The 21,515-nt window shown below is 59.0% G+C and carries 22 protein-coding genes and 1 tRNA gene; 14 read left to right on the top strand and 9 right to left on the bottom strand.

Annotated elements, in window-relative coordinates:
- Positions 1-27: 27 nt before the first annotated feature.
- The 3 genes from ACP7BX_RS24075 to ACP7BX_RS24065 form a co-directional block, all read right to left on the bottom strand.
- Positions 28-354: an Arc family DNA-binding protein gene (locus ACP7BX_RS24075; protein ID WP_003193592.1), complete on the bottom strand. Its 327-nt coding sequence runs from the start codon at positions 352-354 to the stop codon at positions 28-30.
- A 380-nt stretch (positions 355-734) separates the two neighbouring features.
- The gene (locus ACP7BX_RS24070; RefSeq protein WP_426131618.1) at positions 735-914 is read right to left on the bottom strand and encodes a PA3371 family protein; all 180 of its coding nucleotides are present in this window, start codon (positions 912-914) and stop codon (positions 735-737) included.
- A gap of 10 nt (positions 915-924) precedes the next feature.
- A complete protein-coding gene (locus ACP7BX_RS24065; protein WP_033901293.1) occupies positions 925-1,152 on the bottom strand; it encodes a hypothetical protein in 228 nt (75 codons plus the stop codon).
- 325 nt (positions 1,153-1,477) lie between these two features.
- On the opposite strand from ACP7BX_RS24065, the gene ACP7BX_RS24060 reads away from it, so the two are divergent.
- Together ACP7BX_RS24060 and ACP7BX_RS24055 are read left to right on the top strand one after the other, a co-directional pair.
- Positions 1,478-1,554 (top strand) — tRNA-Arg (locus ACP7BX_RS24060).
- Positions 1,555-1,823: 269 nt separating this feature from the next.
- Positions 1,824-3,209: an MFS transporter gene (locus ACP7BX_RS24055; RefSeq protein ID WP_269131775.1), complete on the top strand. Its 1,386-nt coding sequence runs from the start codon at positions 1,824-1,826 to the stop codon at positions 3,207-3,209.
- Positions 3,210-3,273: 64 nt separating this feature from the next.
- On the opposite strand, the gene ACP7BX_RS24050 is transcribed toward ACP7BX_RS24055, so the two are convergent.
- The 4 genes from ACP7BX_RS24050 to flgA all read right to left on the bottom strand — a co-directional run bounded on the left by ACP7BX_RS24050 (position 3,274) and on the right by flgA (position 5,868).
- The gene (locus tag ACP7BX_RS24050) at positions 3,274-4,023 is read right to left on the bottom strand and encodes a flagellar brake protein (protein WP_033901291.1); all 750 of its coding nucleotides are present in this window, start codon (positions 4,021-4,023) and stop codon (positions 3,274-3,276) included.
- A gap of 96 nt (positions 4,024-4,119) precedes the next feature.
- Positions 4,120-4,590 (bottom strand): flagella synthesis protein FlgN, encoded by a 471-nt coding sequence (locus ACP7BX_RS24045; protein ID WP_426131621.1) that lies wholly within the window; start codon positions 4,588-4,590, stop codon positions 4,120-4,122.
- 48 nt (positions 4,591-4,638) lie between these two features.
- Entirely contained in the window at positions 4,639-4,962 is a 324-nt protein-coding gene (gene flgM, locus ACP7BX_RS24040) for a flagellar biosynthesis anti-sigma factor FlgM (RefSeq protein WP_033901289.1), read from the bottom strand.
- A 141-nt stretch (positions 4,963-5,103) separates the two neighbouring features.
- Complete coding sequence (gene flgA, locus ACP7BX_RS24035; RefSeq protein WP_426131623.1) at positions 5,104-5,868, bottom strand: flagellar basal body P-ring formation chaperone FlgA; 765 nt, start codon at positions 5,866-5,868, stop codon at positions 5,104-5,106.
- An 81-nt stretch (positions 5,869-5,949) separates the two neighbouring features.
- Here flgA and ACP7BX_RS24030 point away from each other — a divergent pair, with 81 nt between their 5' ends.
- The 7 genes from ACP7BX_RS24030 (at position 5,950) to ACP7BX_RS24000 (ending at position 12,216) form a co-directional block, all read left to right on the top strand.
- Complete coding sequence (locus tag ACP7BX_RS24030) at positions 5,950-6,882, top strand: chemotaxis protein CheV (RefSeq protein WP_033901287.1); 933 nt, start codon at positions 5,950-5,952, stop codon at positions 6,880-6,882.
- A gap of 43 nt (positions 6,883-6,925) precedes the next feature.
- The gene (cheR, locus tag ACP7BX_RS24025; protein WP_016979774.1) at positions 6,926-7,753 is read left to right on the top strand and encodes a protein-glutamate O-methyltransferase CheR; all 828 of its coding nucleotides are present in this window, start codon (positions 6,926-6,928) and stop codon (positions 7,751-7,753) included.
- A gap of 236 nt (positions 7,754-7,989) precedes the next feature.
- Complete coding sequence (gene flgB / locus ACP7BX_RS24020) at positions 7,990-8,397, top strand: flagellar basal body rod protein FlgB (protein ID WP_010208346.1); 408 nt, start codon at positions 7,990-7,992, stop codon at positions 8,395-8,397.
- Positions 8,398-8,400: 3 nt separating this feature from the next.
- Positions 8,401-8,844 (top strand): flagellar basal body rod protein FlgC, encoded by a 444-nt coding sequence (gene flgC, locus ACP7BX_RS24015; RefSeq protein ID WP_010208347.1) that lies wholly within the window; start codon positions 8,401-8,403, stop codon positions 8,842-8,844.
- A gap of 16 nt (positions 8,845-8,860) precedes the next feature.
- The gene (flgD, locus tag ACP7BX_RS24010; protein ID WP_033901285.1) at positions 8,861-9,589 is read left to right on the top strand and encodes a flagellar hook assembly protein FlgD; all 729 of its coding nucleotides are present in this window, start codon (positions 8,861-8,863) and stop codon (positions 9,587-9,589) included.
- A 31-nt stretch (positions 9,590-9,620) separates the two neighbouring features.
- Entirely contained in the window at positions 9,621-10,937 is a 1,317-nt protein-coding gene (gene flgE, locus ACP7BX_RS24005) for a flagellar hook protein FlgE (RefSeq protein ID WP_033901284.1), read from the top strand.
- A gap of 184 nt (positions 10,938-11,121) precedes the next feature.
- Positions 11,122-12,216, top strand: a complete 1,095-nt coding sequence (locus tag ACP7BX_RS24000; protein WP_426131626.1) for a hypothetical protein — start codon at positions 11,122-11,124, stop codon at positions 12,214-12,216.
- A gap of 91 nt (positions 12,217-12,307) precedes the next feature.
- Here the strand turns inward: ACP7BX_RS24000 and ACP7BX_RS23995 are convergent, their stop codons facing one another.
- Positions 12,308-15,205 (bottom strand): ribonucleoside-diphosphate reductase subunit alpha, encoded by a 2,898-nt coding sequence (locus ACP7BX_RS23995; RefSeq protein WP_426131628.1) that lies wholly within the window; start codon positions 15,203-15,205, stop codon positions 12,308-12,310.
- A gap of 553 nt (positions 15,206-15,758) precedes the next feature.
- Between ACP7BX_RS23995 and ACP7BX_RS23990 the strand changes: the two genes are divergently transcribed.
- Together ACP7BX_RS23990 and ACP7BX_RS23985 are read left to right on the top strand one after the other, a co-directional pair.
- Positions 15,759-16,484 carry a response regulator gene (locus ACP7BX_RS23990; protein ID WP_426131630.1) on the top strand — a complete coding sequence of 242 codons (726 nt, stop codon included), beginning with the start codon at positions 15,759-15,761 and terminating at the stop codon, positions 16,482-16,484.
- Positions 16,481-18,091 (top strand): ATP-binding protein, encoded by a 1,611-nt coding sequence (locus ACP7BX_RS23985; protein WP_177074047.1) that lies wholly within the window; start codon positions 16,481-16,483, stop codon positions 18,089-18,091. Before ACP7BX_RS23990 ends, ACP7BX_RS23985 begins: the two co-directional genes overlap by 4 nt.
- Before the next feature lie 98 nt (positions 18,092-18,189).
- Here the strand turns inward: ACP7BX_RS23985 and ACP7BX_RS23980 are convergent, their stop codons facing one another.
- Positions 18,190-18,906, bottom strand: a complete 717-nt coding sequence (locus ACP7BX_RS23980) for a 4'-phosphopantetheinyl transferase family protein (protein ID WP_426131632.1) — start codon at positions 18,904-18,906, stop codon at positions 18,190-18,192.
- Positions 18,907-19,052: 146 nt separating this feature from the next.
- On the opposite strand from ACP7BX_RS23980, the gene ACP7BX_RS23975 reads away from it, so the two are divergent.
- Genes ACP7BX_RS23975 through ACP7BX_RS23965 form a run of 3 tightly spaced genes read left to right on the top strand, consistent with a single transcriptional unit; the run spans position 19,053 to position 21,400 of the window.
- A complete protein-coding gene (locus ACP7BX_RS23975; RefSeq protein WP_016979766.1) occupies positions 19,053-19,361 on the top strand; it encodes a hypothetical protein in 309 nt (102 codons plus the stop codon).
- A gap of 18 nt (positions 19,362-19,379) precedes the next feature.
- Complete coding sequence (locus tag ACP7BX_RS23970; protein ID WP_016973689.1) at positions 19,380-20,057, top strand: response regulator transcription factor; 678 nt, start codon at positions 19,380-19,382, stop codon at positions 20,055-20,057.
- Entirely contained in the window at positions 20,054-21,400 is a 1,347-nt protein-coding gene (locus ACP7BX_RS23965; RefSeq protein WP_426131634.1) for an ATP-binding protein, read from the top strand. Before ACP7BX_RS23970 ends, ACP7BX_RS23965 begins: the two co-directional genes overlap by 4 nt.
- Positions 21,401-21,515 lie beyond the last annotated feature (115 nt).

The raw sequence follows: 21,515 nt of genomic DNA, 5'->3' as shown, positions 1-21,515 counted from the left end.
TGGCTGGCTTCGGCTTTCAGTTGCAGATCAATTGGCTTCTGCGGCCGCCTCAACGTCGTGCGCGATAAGCGAGACGAGAGCATTTTGCTGGCGGTGGGAGAGCTGACGAAAACGCTGCAGCAGTTCGCGTTCGTGCAGCGACAGCTCGGGGCTGTCCAGGCGCATGCTCAACTCTTCGCCCAACGCACCTTCCTGAATGAGGCTTTGTTCCAGGCGCGCGATGATTTCGGAGTTCATGCTGCGGTGATGATTGCGAGCCACCTCGGCAATGCGTTCCCGCATTCCGTCTGGCAGACGTACGACGAACTTGTCAGCCGTACGGCTGGAATAAATTGCCTGTTTCAATGGGCGCATATATTTAACCGGTTAGTTCAGGGGAGCGGTTTTTGGAATTGGCCGCAAGATGTGTGTTAGGACAAGGCTTGCAGCCAAATGTTCAACCTGAATTGCAAAGAGGCCGCATCATGCCTCAGATTTGCCAGTTCCTTGGCGTCAATTCTGTGACAAATATTGAACTGCCTAAAGGCTTTATGCCAGCACTCATTTGCATTTTTGCGGACTGGTTGGAAAACTTTTCAACGCGTGAATCTGCGAAGGAACTTCCCGTAAGTCCAGGCCACCACAGGGTTTGAGGCCGCACATCCTATAGCAAAGTGGCCTTTTGCCCTTAAGTTTAAGACTAGTGGCAATTTGCCGATTAGCGAGGGGGAGGCGACATAAGGTAGGCGAGGGAGTTAGCGCAGTACTGGGTCGAATTTGATGCGTCGACCCACGATCAGGGTGAGCAGCCATAGGCTGGCGAAGACGCCGCTGGCGATAAATGCAGTGGTTTGGCTGTCGTGGGATTCGGCATTCAGGCCCAGAATCCCTGTTATTGCGGTCAGGCACAAAAACAGCCAGGCAAATTTGCTCATCAAAGCTTCCTCAGAAAACCCAGTGTTCAGAGGCGGGTGCGGACTGAGTGTCTTGGGTCAGGCGCACGGGGGATTGTGCATTAGGTGTCATCACCGCCAGTTGCGGGCGTTGTTGCAGATGATGTGGCACAGCCTGGCTGATCTGCGCAGGGTCATTGCTGCCGGTCGATTGAAAGTGAAACATCAGTAATGCAGCCAAGGCTACGGTGTTGAGGGCTAACAGAAGGGCACTGTTCATGGTCATGTTCTCCGCTTAACGCCGTGGCTTGTTGGGTTTGTAGGAGAAGTATTGCAGGTGTCGTGCCAATCTATTTATTCAATAAAAACAAGTACTTGAGTCTACTTTAAGTGACTGGAATGTTGCAATTTGCAATGATGGCGTTTTGGGGGAGTGCATTTTGCACGATGGCCTCACAGGCCCGTGTTTGCGGGGTCAAGGCAGGATAAGTAAGGCTGGCATCGACCTACACTCAAAAAGCCCACGGACGACATGACAAAACCCACCTCGGCCGTTAACATGCACGCCGTCCGTCGCCGCGCCTTTAGCGCTGCGGCTGTCATTTGTCCCAGTAGCTCAATTGGATAGAGCATCCCCCTCCTAAGGGGAAGGTTGGCCGTTCGAACCGGCCCTGGGACACCACATTCAAAGCCCCGCACAGTTCCGTCTGGCGGGGCTTTTTTGTGGGCCTTTTCCGAAGATGGGCCGAACCTTGCCGGGGTTATGGGTTCACAGCCCTGGCATCGTGTATTTATAGCAATCCGTGTATCCCGCGAGCAGCCAGGCAGCGTCAGAGCCTTGAAGCAAAATAATCCCCGGAAACAGCGCATACCGCCTGTCCGGACCCGGCCACCCCGGACTATCATGCCGATAGCCCTGTCTCTCACCGCAAGGAGCCGCTCGGAACGCCGATGCGCCAGATCTGGAAATCTTTTCGAGCCCTTTATTTCGCCTCCTTGATGATGCTGATCGGCTCCGGCCTGCTCAGTACTTATCTGGCCCTGCGCCTGGCGGCCGATCATGTCGACAGCCTGTGGGTCGGTGCGTTGATGGCGGCCAACTATTTTGGCCTGGTGCTGGGTGGCAAGATCGGGCATCGCCTGATTGCCCGGGTCGGGCATATCCGTGCCTATGCGACCTGCGCCGGGATCGTCGGTGCGGCGGTGTTGGGGCACGGTCTGATTGACTGGTTGCCGGCCTGGATCGTGCTGCGGATGATCGTGGGCCTTGGCATGATGTGCCAGTACATGGTCATCGAAAGCTGGCTCAATGAGCAGGCCGACGCCAAGCAGCGCGGCGTGGTGTTCAGCGGCTATATGATCGCGTCCTACTTGGGCCTGGTCCTCGGCCAGCTGATTCTGGTCATGCACCCGCAGTTGGGTCTTGAACTGCTGATGCTGGTCGCGCTGTGCTTTGCCTTGTGCCTGGTGCCGGTGGCCATGACGCGGCGGATTCACCCGGCGCCTCTGCATCCTGCGCCGATGGAGCCGCGCTTCTTTATCAAGCGCGTGCCGCAGTCACTGAGTACGGTGCTTGGGGCCGGGTTGATCGTCGGCTCGTTCTACGGTCTGGCGCCGCTGTATGCCTCTCAGCAGGGGCTGACCACTGAGCAGGTGGGTCTGTTCATGGGTAGCTGCATTTTTGCCGGGCTGGTGGTGCAGTGGCCATTGGGCTGGCTGTCTGACCGCTATGATCGCGCGCTGCTGATCCGCTGCTTTGCGCTGTGCCTGGCCGTGGCGGCGTTGCCGTTGGCGATACTGACCCAGGTGCCGCTGGAAGTGTTGTTCGTGGCAGGCTTCGTCTGCTCCCTGGTGCAGTTCTGTCTGTATCCGCTGGCAGTGGCGTTCTCCAACGACCATGTGGAAGGTGATCGCCGTGTGTCGCTGACGGCCATGCTGCTGGTGACCTACGGCGTCGGCGCCAGTGTCGGGCCTTTGCTGGCGGGTGTGGTGATGAAGTTGTTCGGCAGCCACATGTTGTATGCGTTTTTCAGCTTGTGCGCGTTGATCCTGGTGTGGCGAATCCGGCCGAAAGCGGTGACCAACCTGCATCAAGTGGACGACGCACCACTGCACCATGTGGCAATGCCTGACAGTATGTCCAGTTCGCCGTTGGTCGCCGCACTTGATCCGCGGGTGGATGAGGCGGTGGTGCAGGAACAAATGCAAACCACGGCCCCGGAGCCTGAACCGCAAACGGAGCCAAGTCCGGAGGCAGAAGAACCGCCCTTCGTGGGGCCTCCTGAACCTGTGGGGCCAGACGAGCACCCTCACGACTTGAGCAGGGCACGCCCCTGAAAGCAAATAACGGGCAGATCCCATCAGGATCTGCCCGTTTTTTTTTTGCCGCGATCTTTAAGCTTTAAAAATCGTCGTCTTTGTCAAAGCGTCGTGCTTCACGTTGCAACTGGTACACAAAGCGCTCGACCTGGCGCTGCACCAAGCCACTCATGTTGTGGAAGCGTACGCCGGCGAACGTGGTGTTGATCTTCTCTTCGAAGTGCAGGTAACGCAGTTCGACCGAGGTGGTCATGCTGCCAAAGGGCAGGGCGGCGATAAAACGGTCGTAGACCTGGCCCAGTTGCAGGCGCTCGGAGATATCCCCTTCAAAGCGCAGTTTGCAGCCGGTGGCGGAAATATCCAGCAGTTTGCCGCTGACGGGAGCTTTGAGCTTCTCGCCACCCAATTCAATATTGACCAGTTGGGCCAGCTTCAAGGCGGCGCGGAACGCATTGCGGCGCTGGTGGTAGACCACTTCGTCAGGCATGCCGCCGGTGTAGATGCGATGACCGTCTTTTTCGCTGATGGTGTAAGTGCCGTTGCTTTCCCATGCGACACGTACGCCTTCATGAAAACCTTCGATGCGAAACGGTTCGCCGCCTTCGAGGAAGCGCTCACCGTCGCGCGGGATCATTTCGTCCAGCGCCAGGGTCTTGCTGTCCCGGTCAACGTCCACCAAGTAGCTCTGGAAGCGCTGGCTGCGTTCGTGGAAGGTGATGATCAGCGGGTCATGGCTGTCTTGCAGCATCCGCAAGGTGCTGGCGATTTCCAGAGGCGTGGTGAGGACCTTGGGTGGCTGCGGGGCATCTTCCGCATTAAGGGCGTTGAACACGGTTCTTCCATCTCCAGACAAAATACGACTACACGCAAGAGCAGGCATTCTGCCAGTATGTGGCGCGCCTTGGATAGGTCGCGCTGTAAACCGGCGTCAGGCTTGGCTGCGGGTGCTTGGCTTGACCAGGCGCGAGGTGGAACCCTGGGCGTTGTAAAGCGCCGGAGGCTCTCCGCCGTGAAGTATACGCAACTGGTTGGCGGTCGTGGCTTGCTGAAGCTGGATCGACTGACCGTTGAGCAGGTTGGCTTCCTGGCACTGGCTGAGCAATTGATTGAGTTCTTTGCTCTGGGCCAGTAATTGATCGCCAACCGAAGAGTGGCTGGCCAGCTGCGCCAGGCCGTCATGGTCTGCCGGCAGGCCCAGGCTGGCGAGGATCTGGCTGCGTTTCTTGCCGTGCTGTTCCAGCAGGACAATCAGCGACTGCTTACGCGCCAGGATTTCTTCCAGCAGTGGCATGTCCCGGCCGTAGAGGGCCAGGGATTCTTCCCTGAGCAGCTCGAGCAGCTGTTGCGTCGGCGCAAGATCATCAATGATCAGTTGAAGCAGATTTTCGTCGTGATGCATGGCTGGCCTTGGGGTTTAAGCGTCCAAAAGCCCGGCGCAGGCCTTAGCCTAGCGCTCGGCTTCGAAATTAAGCAGCTTGCTGGCTACACGGTTGCTGTCGACTTTATAGCTGCCATCGGCGATTGCCTGTTTCAATTCGGCCACACGGGCTTTATTGACCACCGGTTGATCGCGCAGCGAGTCAGTGACCTTCTGCAACTGTTGAGCCTCATTGCTCAGGTGTACGGATTCCCCGCTCTGGCTGGCGCTGGCCTGTTCTGCCTTGGCGGGCAGTGGCTGGGCCTTGGCTTCTACGCTGTCCTTGGTGACAGTGGCTCGCGTAGGGGCCGACGTGGTCGGGGTGTTATTTAAACGACTGAAATCGATGACCATGATCAAAAAACCTCTGGGTATTTGGACGCTTGCCATGTTTTCGGCCATACCCGGACAAACTTTAGGCTCGATTGACAATAAAACCTACAGGCCGGCATCCAACCGACAGTGTAGGAAAAGCGCGCGCCCGATACCAGTAATCTATAAAGCCACCTCCACCTGACCCGGTGCGGTGACCCGCGCCTTGATCACCCGGTTGGAGTTGAGGTTCTTGACGCGGATTTGTTCGCTCATACCGCCGTTGGACAACGCTTCCCCCGGCATTTTGACCTGCAACGCGCCGCTGCTGGCGGAAATCACTACCTGGTCGCCTTTGCGAATCACCTCCGCCTGCTCAAGATGCACCAAAGTAATGACCTGGTCGGTGACCACTGGTCGGGTCAATTTCTGCCCGACTGCCTGGTCGAGGGTGGTCAGGTAGCCCTGGCTGATCATGCTGATGTCGCGTTCGCGCAGCACAACGTCGTCGAAACCGATGATGCCGGTGCGTTTCAATGGCCGAGCAACCACTACCACATCGCGGAACAGCTTGACCTGCGCCGGCACGAACACGGTCCAGGGCGAGGCGCCGTCGCAGCGCACTTTGACCGTCACGCGGCCGATGGGCTGGGCGGGGCTTTCCAGGGTGGCTGTCAATTCCTTGTCGCACATGGGCATGCGCAACCGTGGGTCCAGCTGGTTGACCTGGATTTCATATCGCCCTGGCGTCTGGGTAGTCGCCAGATAATCTTCTACAGTGAACTCAAGAAAGCCTTGAGTGACGCCGATAAGTAGATCAGGCAAGGTGACGTTGTCTGCGCGGGCCGTGGCGCCCAGGCCCAAGGCGAGCAACGCCAGCGGTACGCAGAGCAATCTGCGGTACCGTGTCAGGATGGGGCGTCGGGAAACTGTCGTTTTAATATCCATGACCTGTAAATAGCAAAGGCCGTGCCGTTTAGTGTTGGGTGCGCGTCGCACCTTTAAAGGTTTTAGCGTAGGAGTCTGGGCATGGCAGGAGTAATGGATTCAGTAAACCAGCGCACACAGCTGGTAGGGCAGAATCGCCTGGAGTTGTTGCTTTTTCGCCTGGATGGCAAGCAGTTGTATGGCATCAACGTGTTCAAGGTGCGGGAAGTGCTGCAATGTCCCAAGCTGACGATCATGCCCAAATCGAGCCCGGTGGTGTGTGGTGTCGCCAACATCCGTGGCGCGACGATCCCGATTCTTGACTTGGCCCTGGCCACCGGTTCGGCGGGTTTGCAAGACCGCGAGAACCCGTTCGTCATCATTACCGAGTACAACACCAAGACCCAGGGTTTTCTGGTGCGCTCGGTGGAGCGCATCGTCAACATGAACTGGGAAGAGATTCATCCGCCGCCCAAGGGCACCGGTCGCGATCATTACCTCACGGCGGTGACGCGGGTCGATAACCAGTTGGTGGAAATCATCGACGTGGAGAAGATCCTTGCTGAAGTGGCGCCCACATCGGAGTCAATTTCCGTGGGGGTGGTGGACGCTGAAACCGCGCACAAGGCAATCTCCCTGCGTGTGTTGACGGTGGACGATTCCTCGGTGGCGCGTAAACAGGTGACCCGTTGCCTGCAAACCGTCGGTGTGGAAGTGGTGGCCCTCAACGATGGTCGCCAGGCGCTGGATTACCTGCGCAAGCTGGTGGACGACGGCAAGAAGCCGGAAGAAGAATTCTTGATGATGATCTCCGACATCGAGATGCCGGAAATGGACGGCTACACCCTCACGGCCGAGATACGCAACGATCCACGCATGCAAAAATTGCATATCATCCTGCATACTTCGTTGTCGGGTGTCTTCAACCAGGCGATGGTCAAGAAGGTCGGTGCCGATGACTTTTTGGCCAAATTCCGTCCTGATGACCTGGCATCCCGGGTAGTCGACCGGATCAAGGCAGCAGATCACGGCTAGGGGGATTTCCCCTGGCGGTCACACGATTTAAGAGGCGGTATCATTGTCTACGGGTAATTTGGATTTCGAACAATTCCGGGTCTTCCTGGAAAAAGCCTGTGGCATATTGCTCGGTGAAAACAAGCAGTACCTGGTATCCAGCCGTCTCAACAAACTGATGGAGCAGCAGGGCATCAAGTCGTTGGGTGAGCTGGTCCAGCGCATCCAGGGGCAGCCGCGCAGCGGGCTCAAGGAGATGGTGGTCGATGCCATGACCACCAACGAAACCCTGTGGTTTCGCGATACCTACCCGTTTGAAGTGCTCAAGAGCAAAGTGCTGCCGGAGGCCATCAAGGCCAGCCCCGGCCAGCGCTTGCGCATCTGGTCGGCCGCCTGCTCTTCGGGGCAGGAACCGTACTCGATTTCGATGTCCATCGATGAGTTCGAACGGACCAACATGGGCCAGTTGAAGGCGGGGGCGCAAATCGTCGCCACCGACCTGTCCGGCACCATGCTCACCAACTGCAAGACCGGCGAGTACGACAGCCTGGCCCTGGGCCGTGGTTTGTCCCAGGAGCGCTTGCAACGTTACTTCGACCCGAAAGGGGCAGGGCGTTGGGCGGTCAAGGCGCCGATCAAGAGCCGCGTGGAATTCCGCTCGTTCAACCTGCTCGACAGCTACGCCAGCCTGGGCAAGTTCGACATGGTGTTCTGCCGCAACGTGCTGATCTACTTCTCGGCCGAAGTGAAGAAAGACATCCTGCTGCGCATCCACGGCACGCTCAAGCGTGGCGGTTATCTGTTCCTCGGTGCTTCCGAAGCGCTGAACGGTCTGCCGGATCATTACCAGATGGTGCAGTGCAGTCCGGGGATCATCTACCAGGCCAAGTGATGCACGCTTGAACAGACAATGGGAGGCCTCACAAAGGCCTCCCATTTTTTTGGCCGCAAAGCGGCAAACGCCATTGCCGCTTTACTGGCGCCACGCGGAAACCGCTTGCCGCTTTTCTGGCATTGCCGCCGCCAAGCGCCCCCCAAACCCTTGATATACGGGGGTTGGTAAGATTGGCACACACCTTGCTATAACCCAGTTAACGAAAAGCAGGTCAGCCCTTAAAGGTTTCCGCCATGAGCATCAGCTTCGATAAAGCGCTCGGTATCCACGAACAAGCCCTGGGCTTCCGCGCCCAGCGTGCCGAAGTCCTGGCCAACAACATTGCCAACGCCGATACCCCGAACTACAAGGCTCGGGACCTGGACTTCTCCGCCGTGCTCGCCGCGCAGCAGGACAAGACCAAGAACGGCACCTTCGCCTTGAACATGACCAACAGCCGTCATATCGAAGCGCAAGGCCTGAGCAATGGTGACGAGTCGTTGCTGTATCGCACGCCGATGCAGCCGTCGATCGACCAGAACACCGTCGACGCGCAGCTGGAGCAATCGGCCTACGCCGAGAACTCGGTGAACTTCCAAGCCAGCTTCACCCTGCTTAACAGTAAATTCAAAGGGCTGATGTCAGCCCTGCGTGGAGAGTAAGCCATGTCCCTGTCCAGTGTTTTCAATATTGCCGGCAGTGGCATGAGCGCGCAGACCACGCGTTTGAACACCGTCGCCAGTAACATCGCCAACGCCGAGACCGTGTCTTCGAGCATTGACCAGACCTACCGCGCCCGTCACCCGGTGTTCGCCACCATGTTCCAGGGCGGCCAGGCGGGCGGCAGCGATTCGTTGTTCCAGGACCAAGGTGCAGCAGGCTCCGGCGTGCAAGTGCTCGGCGTGGTCGAAGACCAAAGCAACCTTGAAGCCCGCTACGAACCCAACCATCCCGCCGCGAACGAAAAGGGTTATGTCTACTACCCGAACGTCAACGTGGTCGAGGAAATGGCCGACATGATTTCCGCCAGCCGTTCGTTCCAGACCAACGCGGAAATGATGAACACCGCCAAAACCATGATGCAGAAGGTCCTGACCCTGGGTCAGTGATAAGGGGCGCCAAATAATGGCCATTGTTGATACGAGTAACAACACGCCAGTCCAGGACCTTTTCAACTCCAAGGTCAAGACCGCGACAGACAACGCCAGCAGCCTGGGTGACGCTTCCAAGGCCGCGACCGGCAAACAGTCGCTGGGCAAGGATGCGTTCCTGCAACTGCTGGTTACCCAGCTGAAAAACCAGAACCCGCTGTCGCCGCAAGACAACGGCGCGTTCGTGGCCCAGTTGGCGCAGTTCAGCAGCCTGGAAGGCATCAACACCCTGAATGACTCGGTGAATGCGATCTCCAGCAACTTCAGCTCGTCGCAAGCGCTGCAGGCGTCGTCGCTGGTAGGGCGCTCGATCATCATCCAGACCGACAAGGCCATGGTGGATACCAGCAAGAGCATGACCGGTTCGGTGGATGTGAAAACGGCGACGGGCAACGTCACCGTCAAGGTCACCGACAAAGACGGCAACCTGGTGCGCACCATCGAAATGGGCGCCCAGGCTGTCGGCAGCCAAAGCTTCATCTGGGATGGCAAGAACGACAAGGGCGAGGTCGCCCCTGCGGGCACCTACACCTTCAATGCCACCACCAAGAATGACAAGGGCGACGCCGTTGCCCTGACCACTTCGCTGCCAGCAACGGTAACGAGCGTGACCCTGAGCAAGACCGGCGGCGAAATGCTGCTGAACCTGGCTGGCGGCATGGGCAGCGTCAAGCTGTCGCAAATTCAGACTATCGGTACATAGAGCCGGCTAAATACGGCAGAGGGAGAGAAACATGTCTTTTAACATCGGCCTTAGCGGCCTCTATGCGGCCAACAAACAACTGGACGTGACCGGCAACAACATCGCCAACGTCGCGACCACTGGCTTCAAGTCGTCCCGTGCGGAATTCGCGGACATCTACGCCGCCTCCAAACTGGGCACCGGCCAGAACAGTATCGGCAACGGTGTGAACCTGGCGGCGGTGTCCCAGCAGTTCACCCAAGGTGACGTGAACGGCAGCGGTGGCATCCTGGACATGGCGATCCAGGGCGGCGGCTTCTTCGTGCAGAAGGGCAGCGACGGTTCGCTGGAGTACACCCGTAGTGGTGCCTTCCGTGCCGACAAAGATGGCTATATCACCAACAACACCGGCACTTCGCGCCTGCAAGGTTATGCTGCGGACGAGAACGGCAAGATCATCAAGGGCGGCCTGACCGACCTGCAACTGAACTTGGCGAATCTGCCGCCCAAGGCATCCACCAAAGTGGACTCCACCAGTAACCTGAACTCCTCGGAGCCGGTAATCGACCAAGTGGCGAAGCCGTTCAACCCGAACGACACCAGCACCTTCACCACCCAGTACAGCACCACCTTGTATGACTCTCAGGGCAATGCACACCCGATGGTGCAGTACCTGGTGAAAACCGACGGCAACAAGTGGAATGCCTATACCCTGATTGACGGTCGCAACCCTGACGGTTCGCCACCTTTCGGTACCGGTGCGGATGTGAAGGCGCCGGTGCCGTCAACCTTGACCTTTGATGGTGCCGGCAAGCTCACCAGTGTCGTGACCGGTACTGTGTCGAATAAAACCCTGACCATTACCGGCTGGGTACCGGGTACCGTGACCGACGGTGTGTGGAAGAAAAATGGTGCTGATGCGAACCCCACCGGGATCGCCGTCAACATGGCCAACATTACCCAGTACAACTCGGCCACGTACCGCAACCCACCGGTCACCGATGGCTACGCCACCGGCCAGATCACCGGCCTGAAAATCGACGGCAGCGGTGTACTGTTCGCAACGTTCAGCAACCAGCAGAGCAAGGCCATTGGCCAGATCTCCCTGGCCAGTTTCAACAACGAACAAGGTCTGCAGCCCAACGGCGGTACTACCTGGAAAGAGACCTTCGCCTCGGGCCAGCCAGGTTATGACACCCCGCAAGCCGGCACCCTGGGGTCGATCGTGGCCAACTCCCTGGAGAACTCCAACGTCAACCTGACCAACGAGCTGGTGGACCTGATCAAGGCCCAGAGCAACTACCAGGCGAACGCCAAGACCATCTCCACCCAGAGCACCATCATGCAGACCATCATTCAGATGACGTAATGTCATTGGTCTGACGCTGGCGAAAGAAAACCCCTCAACGAGGGGTTTTTTTTGCGCGTTCATTTTGTAGGCGCGACTTTTCGTACTGCCTGCGTCCCTACGAGACCACTCGTTTTTACTGGAACGGCCGACGCACTTTTCCCTACCAAGTACACCAACGGTGGCTTACGGGCGGGGGAAATTTATGCAATGGGCTCAACAGATATCAGGCCAAACGGCCCGAGTTTACTTTGGCGACAGAACCGCTGCTTTTGGTGCTGAAAACACCCAGGACAAAACCGATGGTGTTCAGAGCCTGGAGGCCGATAAGGCGGTGGTATCCAATCTTCTGAAGGCATTGGAGGAGGCGCAGAAAACCTCCAAGAGCCAAACCGTCCAGGACTTGCGTGACAAGCTCAATGAGGTGCGCAAGAAACTCGGAGAGGAGAAGTTCAAGGCGATTATCGAGGCGTTAAAAAAAGACGCATCTGACAGTTGGCTCGCATTTTTGAAGGCGCTTTTTCCAGAGCTGTTTGCAGATGATGAATCGCCCTCTCCACCGGCCCCCCCAGACATTGGTGGCGGTGGAGGAGGTGGCGGAGGTGGCGGTGGCGGCCGTGTGAACCCGGAGAATTTTGGCCCTTCCGAATCCATGAGCAACAAGCCCATCACTGAGGGGGCGAAACACCATGATTACCAGCCTGATAAAAGTGTGCGTGGGAAAAAGCCGGATAACATTTGGAGTGGTTTCTCTCAAGGCTTCGAAGGCAATTGCACGACAGTATCCTCAATAAAAGCCGCCATGCAGCACTTCGGCCAGGACCCCAAAGACGTTTTCAAGAATGTCGAGTTGAAGGGCAATACCTATGAGGTGGAGATGCGTGATGGATTCAAACTCAAGCTGACCAAGGATGAGCTGCGCATGGCTGCGCGAGAGGCGCGCTTCAAGGGTGATGACCCTACCTTAATGACCAACGCCAACTTTATGTATGCGGCGAGTGCCAAGCGAGCGCAGATGGAAGGCAATAGTGGCTCTCCTGGCGAAAACGACAGAAATGCCACGAGAAGCTTCAAGGATGCGCTGATCAGCTTGAATGATGGAGAGCATTCTCGTGAGGGCTTGCATAGGCTTGGGCTGAAAGATCACTACAGGCCGGGCTTTCAAAGTGATTTTGCGCGGGGGATGGTGGGGACTTATGAAACGAATGCGCACTCCATGGCGGTGATTGGCAATCGTAAGGAGTTATGGGGAGGGCGAGGCGGTGCTCCAGGACCAGGTATTTACACGGTGCTTTTCTAAGCGGCCATAAAAAAGCCGACAAACCCAATCATGCTCAGGTTTGTCGGCGTTTTTTCAGTTCCGGATCATTGCGACCCGCAACCGTCTCAGCTTATTGGCAAGCCTCGCAATCCGGCTCATCGATCGCGCAGGCTTTTGGCACTGGTGCCGGGCCGGCTGGCGCTGCAAGCACCGAATCATCACCGTGGTTGCCGCCGCTGGAAACCGCGTTCAGCTTGCCGGTGTTGATGGTCGACTTCTCGGTGCTGGTCGCGGCCAGGGCACGGAGGTAGTAAGTGGTTTTCAGGCCACGGTACCACGCCATGCGGTAGGTCACGTCAAGCTTCTTGCCCGAAGCGCCAGCGATGTACAGGTTCAGCGACTGCGCCTGGTCGATCCACTTCTGGCGACGGCTGGCGGCGTCAACGATCCACTTGGTGTCCACTTCGAAAGCCGTCGCGTAGAGCTCTTTGAGTTCTTGCGGGATGCGCTCGATCTGCTGCACGGAACCGTCGTAGTACTTCAGGTCGTTGATCATGACCGAGTCCCACAGGCCGCGGGCTTTCAGGTCGCGAACCAGGTACGGGTTGATCACGGTGAATTCGCCCGACAGGTTCGATTTCACATACAGGTTCTGGTAAGTCGGTTCGATCGACTGCGATACGCCAGTGATGTTGGCGATGGTCGCGGTCGGCGCGATGGCCATGATGTTGGAGTTACGAATACCTTTCTGCACGCGGGCACGTACTGGCGCCCAGTCCAGGGATTCTTCCAGGTCAACGTCGATGTACTTCTGGCCGCGTTGCTCGATCAGGATCTGTTGCGAATCCAGCGGCAGGATGCCTTTGGACCACAGCGAACCCTGGAACGTCTCGTAGGCGCCGCGCTCGTCGGCCAGGTCGCAGGAAGCCTGGATCGCGTAGTAGCTGACCGCTTCCATGGACTTGTCGGCGAACTCGACTGCAGCATCCGAACCGTAAGGAATGTGCTGCAGGTACAGCGCGTCCTGGAAGCCCATGATGCCCAAGCCGACCGGACGGTGCTTGAAGTTGGAGTTCTGCGCCTGTGGCACCGAGTAGTAGTTGATGTCGATCACGTTATCGAGCATGCGCACGGCGGTGTTGACGGTACGTTCCAGCTTGGCGGTGTCCAGCTTGCCGTTGACGATGTGGTTCGGCAGGTTGATCGAGCCCAGGTTGCAAACGGCGATCTCGTCCTTGTTGGTGTTCAAGGTGATCTCGGTGCACAGGTTCGAGCTGTGGACCACGCCCACGTGCTGCTGCGGGCTGCGCAGGTTGCACGGGTCTTTGAAGGTCAGCCATGGGTGGCCGGTTTCAAACAGCATGGACAGCATTTTGCGCCACAGGTCTTTGGCCTGGATGGTCTTGAACAGCTTGATCTTGCCAGGGTACTGAGCCAGGGCTTCGTAGTACTCGTAGCGCTCTTCGAAAGCCTTGCCGGTCAGGTCGTGCAGGTCCGGCACTTCGGAAGGCGAGAACAGGGTCCACTGGCCGTCGTCGAAGACACGCTTCATGAACAGGTCAGGGATCCAGTTGGCGGTGTTCATGTCGTGGGTACGACGACGGTCATCACCGGTGTTCTTGCGCAGCTCGATGAACTCTTCAATGTCCATGTGCCAGGTTTCCAGGTAGGCACAGACAGCGCCTTTGCGCTTGCCACCCTGGTTCACGGCGACGGCGGTGTCGTTCACCACTTTCAGGAACGGTACAACGCCCTGGGACTTGCCGTTGGTGCCCTTGATGTACGAACCCAGTGCACGCACCGGGGTCCAGTCGTTGCCCAGGCCGCCAGCGAATTTGGACAACATGGCGTTGTCGTGGATCGCGTGGTAGATGCCCGACAGGTCATCCGGCACGGTGGTCAGGTAGCAACTGGACAGCTGTGGACGCAGGGTACCGGCGTTGAACAGGGTCGGGGTCGACGACATGTAGTCGAAGGACGACAACAGGTTGTAGAACTCGATGGCACGGTCTTCTTTCTGCTTCTCTTCGATTGCCAGGCCCATGGCCACGCGCATGAAGAACACTTGCGGCAGTTCGAAGCGGATACCGTCCTTGTGGATGAAGTAACGGTCGTACAGGGTTTGCAGGCCCAGGTAGGTGAACTGCTGGTCACGCTCGTGGTTGATCGCCTTGCCGAGTTTTTCCAGGTCGAAGGTGGCCAGGACCGGGTTCAGCAATTCGAATTCGATACCCTTGGCGATGTAGGCAGGCAGCGCCTTGGCGTACAGGTCGGCCATTTCGTGGTGGGTGGCGCTGTCGGCGACTTTCAGGAAGCCCAGGCCTTCGGCACGCAGGGTGTCCATCAGCAGGCGCGCGGTCACGAACGAGTAGTTCGGCTCGCGTTCAACCAGGGTACGGGCGGTCATCACCAGGGCGGTGTTGACGTCGGTCAGGGCCACGCCGTCGTACAGGTTCTTCAGGGTTTCTCGCTGGATCAGGTCACCGTCGACTTCTTCCAGGCCTTCGCAGGCCTCGGTGACGATGGTGTTCAGGCGACCCAGGTCCAGCGGTGCAAACGTACCGTCGGCCAGGGTGATGCGGATCGATGGGTGAGCTTGTACCGCAGCTTCTTCAGCTGGGGTGCGTACAGCGCGTTCCTTGGAACGTGCGTCACGGTAGATCACGTAGTCGCGGGCAACTTTCTGTTCGCCGGCACGCATCAGGGCCAGTTCGACCTGGTCCTGGATTTCTTCGATGTGGATGGTGCCGCCCGAAGGCATGCGACGCTTGAAGGTCGCGGTGACTTGTTCGGTCAGGCGGGCAACGGTGTCGTGGATGCGCGACGAGGCGGCAGCGGTGCCGCCTTCAACTGCAAGAAACGCTTTGGTGATGGCGACGGTGATTTTGTCATCGGTGTAAGGAACGACAGTGCCGTTACGCTTGATCACACGCAATTGGCCGGGTGCAGTGGCGGACAGATCCAGGTTCGAATCGGCGGCCTGCGGCACGGAGCCTTGCGGGTTCTCGCGAGTTGTGTCGGTTTGCATGGGGGGTTGTCTCCACGTTCTATATTTGATTGCGAGTGCCAGGCTCTTCCTGCAACACCCGTACCGTTTTCCATATCGGGGATGGGAAACAGCTGCCATCCGCGTGAGCGGTTTGGTCTACTGAAAATCGGTTGGTTCCATGCTGCGCTAGCAATAAAACGCTTGAATTTCTTGCCACTTGTGTGGTTGGGCGCTTTCTTCGAAAACCCCACATGTAGGGTCTTCTCCAGTGCCGAGGTACAAGATAATGCGTTTTCGAGGGGTTAGCAACGCAGTAACCTGTGGATAACGCTGTGGGTAAAATGTGTAAGAAAGGTTGAATGGGTGTGTAGGCCGCACTGCTGCTGGATTACGCCGTTTGTCATTAAATGTTTCGGGCTTAAAACAACCTGCCCATTTTCGAAGGGCGCGAACCCTATCACAAAAAAACGCGATCACCGAATGGATTTCCCGGCTTGTGTTTGAGGGCTGGCCCATGGCTACAATCGGCCGCATCGGGCTGTGCAGTTACCCAGATCATGCCCGCCTTTTATGACAGACATTGAGGTCACCCGTGGAGCAAGAAGCCTGGCAGGTATTGATAGTCGAAGACGACCAGCGATTGGCCGAATTGACCCGTGAGTATCTGGAGAGCAACGGCCTGCGGGTGTCCGTGGAAGGCGATGGCGCCCTGGCCACGGCGCGCATCATCGACGAACAGCCTGACCTGGTGATCCTCGACCTGATGCTGCCCGGTGAAGACGGCTTGAGCATCTGCCGCAAGGTGCGCGAGCGCTATGACGGCGTGATCCTGATGCTCACCGCGCGCACCGATGACATGGACCAGGTGCTGGGCCTGGACATGGGCGCCGACGACTATGTGTGCAAACCCGTGCGCCCGCGCCTGTTGCTGGCGCGCATCCAGGCCTTGCTGCGGCGCAGCGAACCGGCGGAACCGGCGGCCGTGGAGAATCAGCGTCGCCTGCAATTCGGTCCCTTGGTGGTGGACAACGCATTGCGCGAAGCCTGGCTGCATAATGAGGGTATCGAGCTGACCAGCGCCGAATTCGACCTGCTGTGGCTGTTGGTGGCCAATGCCGGGCGCATTTTGTCCCGCGAAGAAATCTTCATCGCCCTGCGCGGTATCGGTTACGACGGCCAGGACCGCTCCATCGACGTGCGTATCTCACGCATCCGCCCCAAGATAGGTGACGACCCGATCCATCCGCGCCTGATCAAGACCATTCGCAGCAAGGGCTACCTGTTCGTCCCTGAAGCTGCCGCCGACATGCCGCTGTGAACTCGATCTTCCTGCGCATCTACGGCGGCATGTGCGCGGCGCTGATCCTGGTCGCACTGCTCGGCGTGCTGGCCCTGCACCTGCTCAACGAGGTGCGCAGCGGCCAATACCGCGAGCGCCTGGCCCACGGCACCTTCGCCTTGATGGGCGACAACCTGCAACCCATGAGCCCCATCGAACGCCAGCGCGCCTTGGCCGTGTGGGAGCGCTTGCTCGGCATTCCCTTGGAACTGCGCCCCCTGGCCGATGCGCAACTGGACTTGAGCCAGCGCAATCGCCTGCAACGCGGCCAGGTGCTGGTCGAGCAGACCGGGCCTCACGCCGCGCGGGTGCTGCGCCTGGTCAGTGATCAGTCGCAACTGGTGCTCACGGGCGAAGTGCAGCAGATCAGCGAACAGCTGGCGCGCGCGACTATCTACCTGCTCGCCGACGAACTGGTGCGCTTTCCGGTGGCTGAACAGCCGCAACGCCTGGCGGATATAAAAGACGCCAAGGGGTTTGGCTTCGACATGCACCTGATGACGCTCGACCAGGCCGACATGGACGAAGACCAACGCCGCCGCGTCTCGGAAGGCGACACCGTGATGGCCCTGGGCAAGGGCGGCGATTCGATCCGCGTGTTCGCTGGCATGGTCGGCACGCCTTGGGTGCTGGAACTGGGGCCTTTGTATCAGATGAACCCTTACCCGCCGCAATGGCTGATCCTGATCGCGTTGATCGGCCTGACCCTGATCGGTTTGATCGTCTATCTATTGGTGCGTCAGCTTGAGCGTCGGCTGCGCGGCCTGGAAGCCGCCGCCACCCGCATCGCCAAGGGCAACCTGGAAGTGCGTGTGCCGGCCCGCGGCGCTGACTCGGTGGGACGCCTGGCCGCGGCGTTCAATGGCATGGCCGAGCACTTGCAGCAGTTGCTGGCGATCCAGCGTGAGCTGGTACGCGCGGTGTCCCACGAACTGCGCACACCGGTGGCGCGCTTGCGGTTCGGCCTGGAGATGGTCGGTGATGCCACCACGGCCGAGGCGCGGCGTAAATACTTGGAAGGCATGGACAGCGATATCCAGGACCTTGATGGCCTGGTCGATGAAATGCTCACGTATGCGCGGCTGGAACAAGGCTCGCCGGAGCTGAATTTCCAGCGGGTCGACCTCGATGCGCTGCTTGATCAGGTGATAGGCGAATTATCGCCACTGCGTCCGCAGGTCAAAGTGAGCAGGGGCATTTGCCTGTCTTCGGCGCATTGGGAGGATGCGTGGGTGGATGCCGAGCCACGTTACCTGCACCGTGCGCTGCAGAATCTGGTGAGCAATGCCATGCGTCATGCCCAGGGCCAGGTGTTGATCAGTTATCAGGTGGGCCAGGTGCGTTGCCGCATCGACGTGGAGGATGATGGCCCCGGTGTGCCTGAGAGTGCCTGGGAGCGCATCTTCACGCCATTCCTGCGCCTGGACGACAGCCGCACTCGTGCGTCTGGCGGGCACGGGTTGGGGTTGTCGATCGTACGGCGGATCATCTATTGGCACGGCGGGCGGGCGTTGATTGGCAAGAGCAACAATCTGGGTGGGGCGTGTTTCAGTTTGAGTTGGCCGAGGGATCAGGAGAAAACCTGACACCGCTTTCGCGAGCAAGCCCGCTCCCACATTCGACCGAGTTCCAGCGTTGGAATACGGTCAACTGTGGGAGCGGGCTTGCCCGCGAAAGCGATGGATCAGGCGCCGATAGCCACCAGGCTCAACAACTGCCCGTCATCCACCGCAAACTGTCCCGCCAACTCCTTGCCATGGCACCATTCCTCGGACAAGTCCGTCAGCAACCGCAGCCTTATATACCCGGCCTCAGTCCACTCCATTACTTCGGCATGCTCAAAATAGAAACGCTTCTGCACGATTGGGTAGAGCGCCTTGAACAGGCTCTCCTTGACCGAAAACGTCAATGTCACCAATTGTGCGATCTGCTCTCGCGGTAGCGTTGCCATACGTTGCAGTTCATCCGCCGTCAGGATCTCCCCGGCCAAGCGCTCCGCCCGTTCCAGGCTCAGCACATTCTCCAAGTCCATCCCCAGCCCACGCCATTGCGCCTTGTGCGCGACAATCGCGGCGGCATGCCCGGTGCTGTGGGTGATGGAGCCACAGATATGCGCAGGCCACACCGGCGCACGGTCTTCACCGATTGCCGGGATGTAGTTCAGGTGATCGAGTTGTTGCAGGGCTGCGCGGGCACACACTCGACCGGCCAGGAATTCGGCCTGGCGCTTGGCCACCGAGCGCTGGATGCTGGCCGGGGGCGGTATGGCGCTGCGCTGGAAATCGCCAGCCGTTAATAACGCGGGGTCAAAGCGCGTGCTGAGAAACACCGTGCCTGGCAAGGGTTCGGGCAGCGGCCAATCGGCGTCGAGTGGGGTGCAGCAAGCGGGTAGGGAATTCATGGGCGGTATTTTGCCGAGTTGACGCGCAACAGGATAGCCCGCTGCGGTTCAGGTGAGGTTCAGAGCCTGTTCAGGGGGAGTTCAGGGGCGCCTGCGTAGTCTGGAACTCACACAAGGGTAGCAGCCAAACGCGTAGAGGTAACACCATGACCGTGATCAAACAGCTGATGTTGGCGTTAACCATGCTCAGTGCCACTGCCGGAGCCCAGGCAGGCGATCGTGCCTTTGCCGCGTTCGGCGGTGAGAAAACCAAGAAATCCAGCACCTTGATCCAGCGTGTCAGTTTCGAAGAATCTGCCAGCCAACCCACGCCCTGGGGCCAGTCCCTGGGCCTGGCAACCCCGCAGCCGGCCTATCGCGCCGGCTATGAACACCTGACCGGCCAGTTCAATGGCATTAAACTGCGCCCGCAAGACTTGCAGGGCCGCTATGATATCCCTCTGTCGGACAGTTGATTTGCTTTGGAGAGCCTTATGAAATTGCTGGTGGTGGAAGATGAGGCGCTGCTGCGTCATCACCTGTTGACCCGCCTGACCGACAGCGGGCATGTGGTCGAGGCCGTGGCCAATGCCGAAGAGGCCCTGTACCAGACTGGCCAGTTCAACCATGACCTGGCGATCATCGACCTGGGCCTGCCCGGCATGGGCGGCCTGGACCTGATCCGCCAACTGCGCACCCAGGCCAAGACCTTCCCGATCCTGATCCTCACCGCCCGTGGCAACTGGCAGGACAAGGTCGAAGGCCTGGCCGCCGGTGCCGACGACTACGTGGTCAAGCCGTTCCAGTTCGAAGAGCTGGAGGCGCGGATGAACGCGTTGTTGCGCCGCTCCAGTGGCTTTACCCAGTCGACGATTGTCGCAGGCCCGCTGCTGCTGGACCTCAACCGCAAGCAGGCGTCCCTCGACGAACAGCCCCTGGCGCTGACGGCCTACGAATACCGAATCCTTGAGTACCTGATGCGCCATCACCAGCAAGTGGTGGCCAAGGATCGCTTGATGGAACAGCTCTACCCCGATGACGACGAGCGTGATCCGAATGTCATCGAAGTGCTGGTCGGCCGCCTGCGTCGCAAGCTGGAAGGCCCGGCCGGTTTCAAGCCCATCGACACCGTGCGTGGCCTGGGCTACCTGTTCAATGAGCGCTGCCGTTGATTCGCTCGCTACGCGTGCGCTTGATGCTGGCGGCCGCGACCCTGGCCGTGCTGTTCATGCTGGGCTTGTTGCCGGCCATGCAAGGGGCGTTCAGCCTGGCGTTGCAGGATTCCATCGAGCAACGCCTGGCGTCGGACGTCACCACGCTGATCTCTGCCGCGCGGGTCGAAAACAACCGCCTGCTGATGCCGGCGCAGTTGCCGGACGAACGCTTCAATCTCACTGACAGCCGCTTGCTCGGCTACATCTATGACCGTGAAGGCCACTTGGTGTGGCGTTCGCGGGCGACCAAGGAAGAAAATATCAACTACAAACCGCGCTACGACGGGCGCGGCAATGAATTTGCACGGATTCGCGAGGCCAACGGCCAGGAGTTCTTTGTCTATGACGTCGAGGTCAGGCTGCTCGGCGGTAAAAGTGCGGCGTTCAGTATTGTCGCCCTGCAACCGGTGCGCGAATACCAACTGACCCTCGAAGGCCTGCGCGAAAACCTCTACCTGGGCTTCGGTGCGGCCTTGCTGGTGCTGCTGACCTTGCTCTGGCTGGGCCTGACCTGGGGGTTGCAGGCGCTGCGACGGCTGAGCCAGGAACTCGATCAGATCGAAGGCGGCACCCGCGAAAGCCTGTCCGAACAACACCCTCGCGAACTGCTGCGCCTCACTGGGTCCCTCAACCGCTTGCTGCACAGTGAGCGTGAGCAACGGGCGCGTTACCGCGATTCCCTCGACGACCTGGCCCACAGCCTGAAAACCCCGCTCGCCGTACTGCAAGGCGTGAGCGAAGACATGGCCCAGCGCCCGGAAGATCGCGACCAGGCCTGGGTGCTGCAATCGCAGATCGAGCGCATGAGCCAGCAGATCAGCTACCAGTTGCAACGTGCCAGCCTGCGTAAAAGTGGCTTGGTGCGGCACCAGGTGCGCTTGGAGCCGGTGCTGCAAAGCCTGTGCGATACGCTGGACAAGGTTTACCGCGACAAGCGTGTCACCGTGTCCTTTGAACTGCCGGAAGAGTGCGACGTGCCGATCGAGAAGGGCGCCTTGCTGGAGTTGCTCGGCAACCTGCTGGAAAACGCCTACCGCCTGTGTGTGAGCGAAGTGCGCATCAGCTTCGTGGAAAACCTCGAAGGCAGTGAGCTGTGTATTGAAGATGATGGCCCAGGCGTGCCGCCGGATCAGCGGGCAAGGATTCTGCAGCGGGGCGAGCGGCTTGATCGCCAGCATCCGGGGCAGGGGATCGGCTTGGCGGTGGTCAAGGACATCATTGAAAGCTATGGCGCGCGGCTGACCTTGGGTGATTCGCCGTTGGGCGGCGCTGCGTTCAAGATTCACTTTCCGGCCTTGTGATCTCTATCGGCTATGCCGGCCTCTTCGCAGGCAAGCCCGCTTGTATGTTTAGACTTGAAGGGGTGGGCGGCGACTAAAAGCCAGATTCCGACTCTAGCCAGTACGGACCGTGGGA

Origin of the sequence: Pseudomonas sp. DWP3-1-3b3 (assembly GCF_049896305.1) — a bacterium.
Taxonomy (GTDB): domain Bacteria; phylum Pseudomonadota; class Gammaproteobacteria; order Pseudomonadales; family Pseudomonadaceae; genus Aquipseudomonas; species Aquipseudomonas azotoformans_A.
Note: the sequence above shows the minus strand (reverse complement) of the source record. Positions and strands in the feature narration are given on the sequence as shown.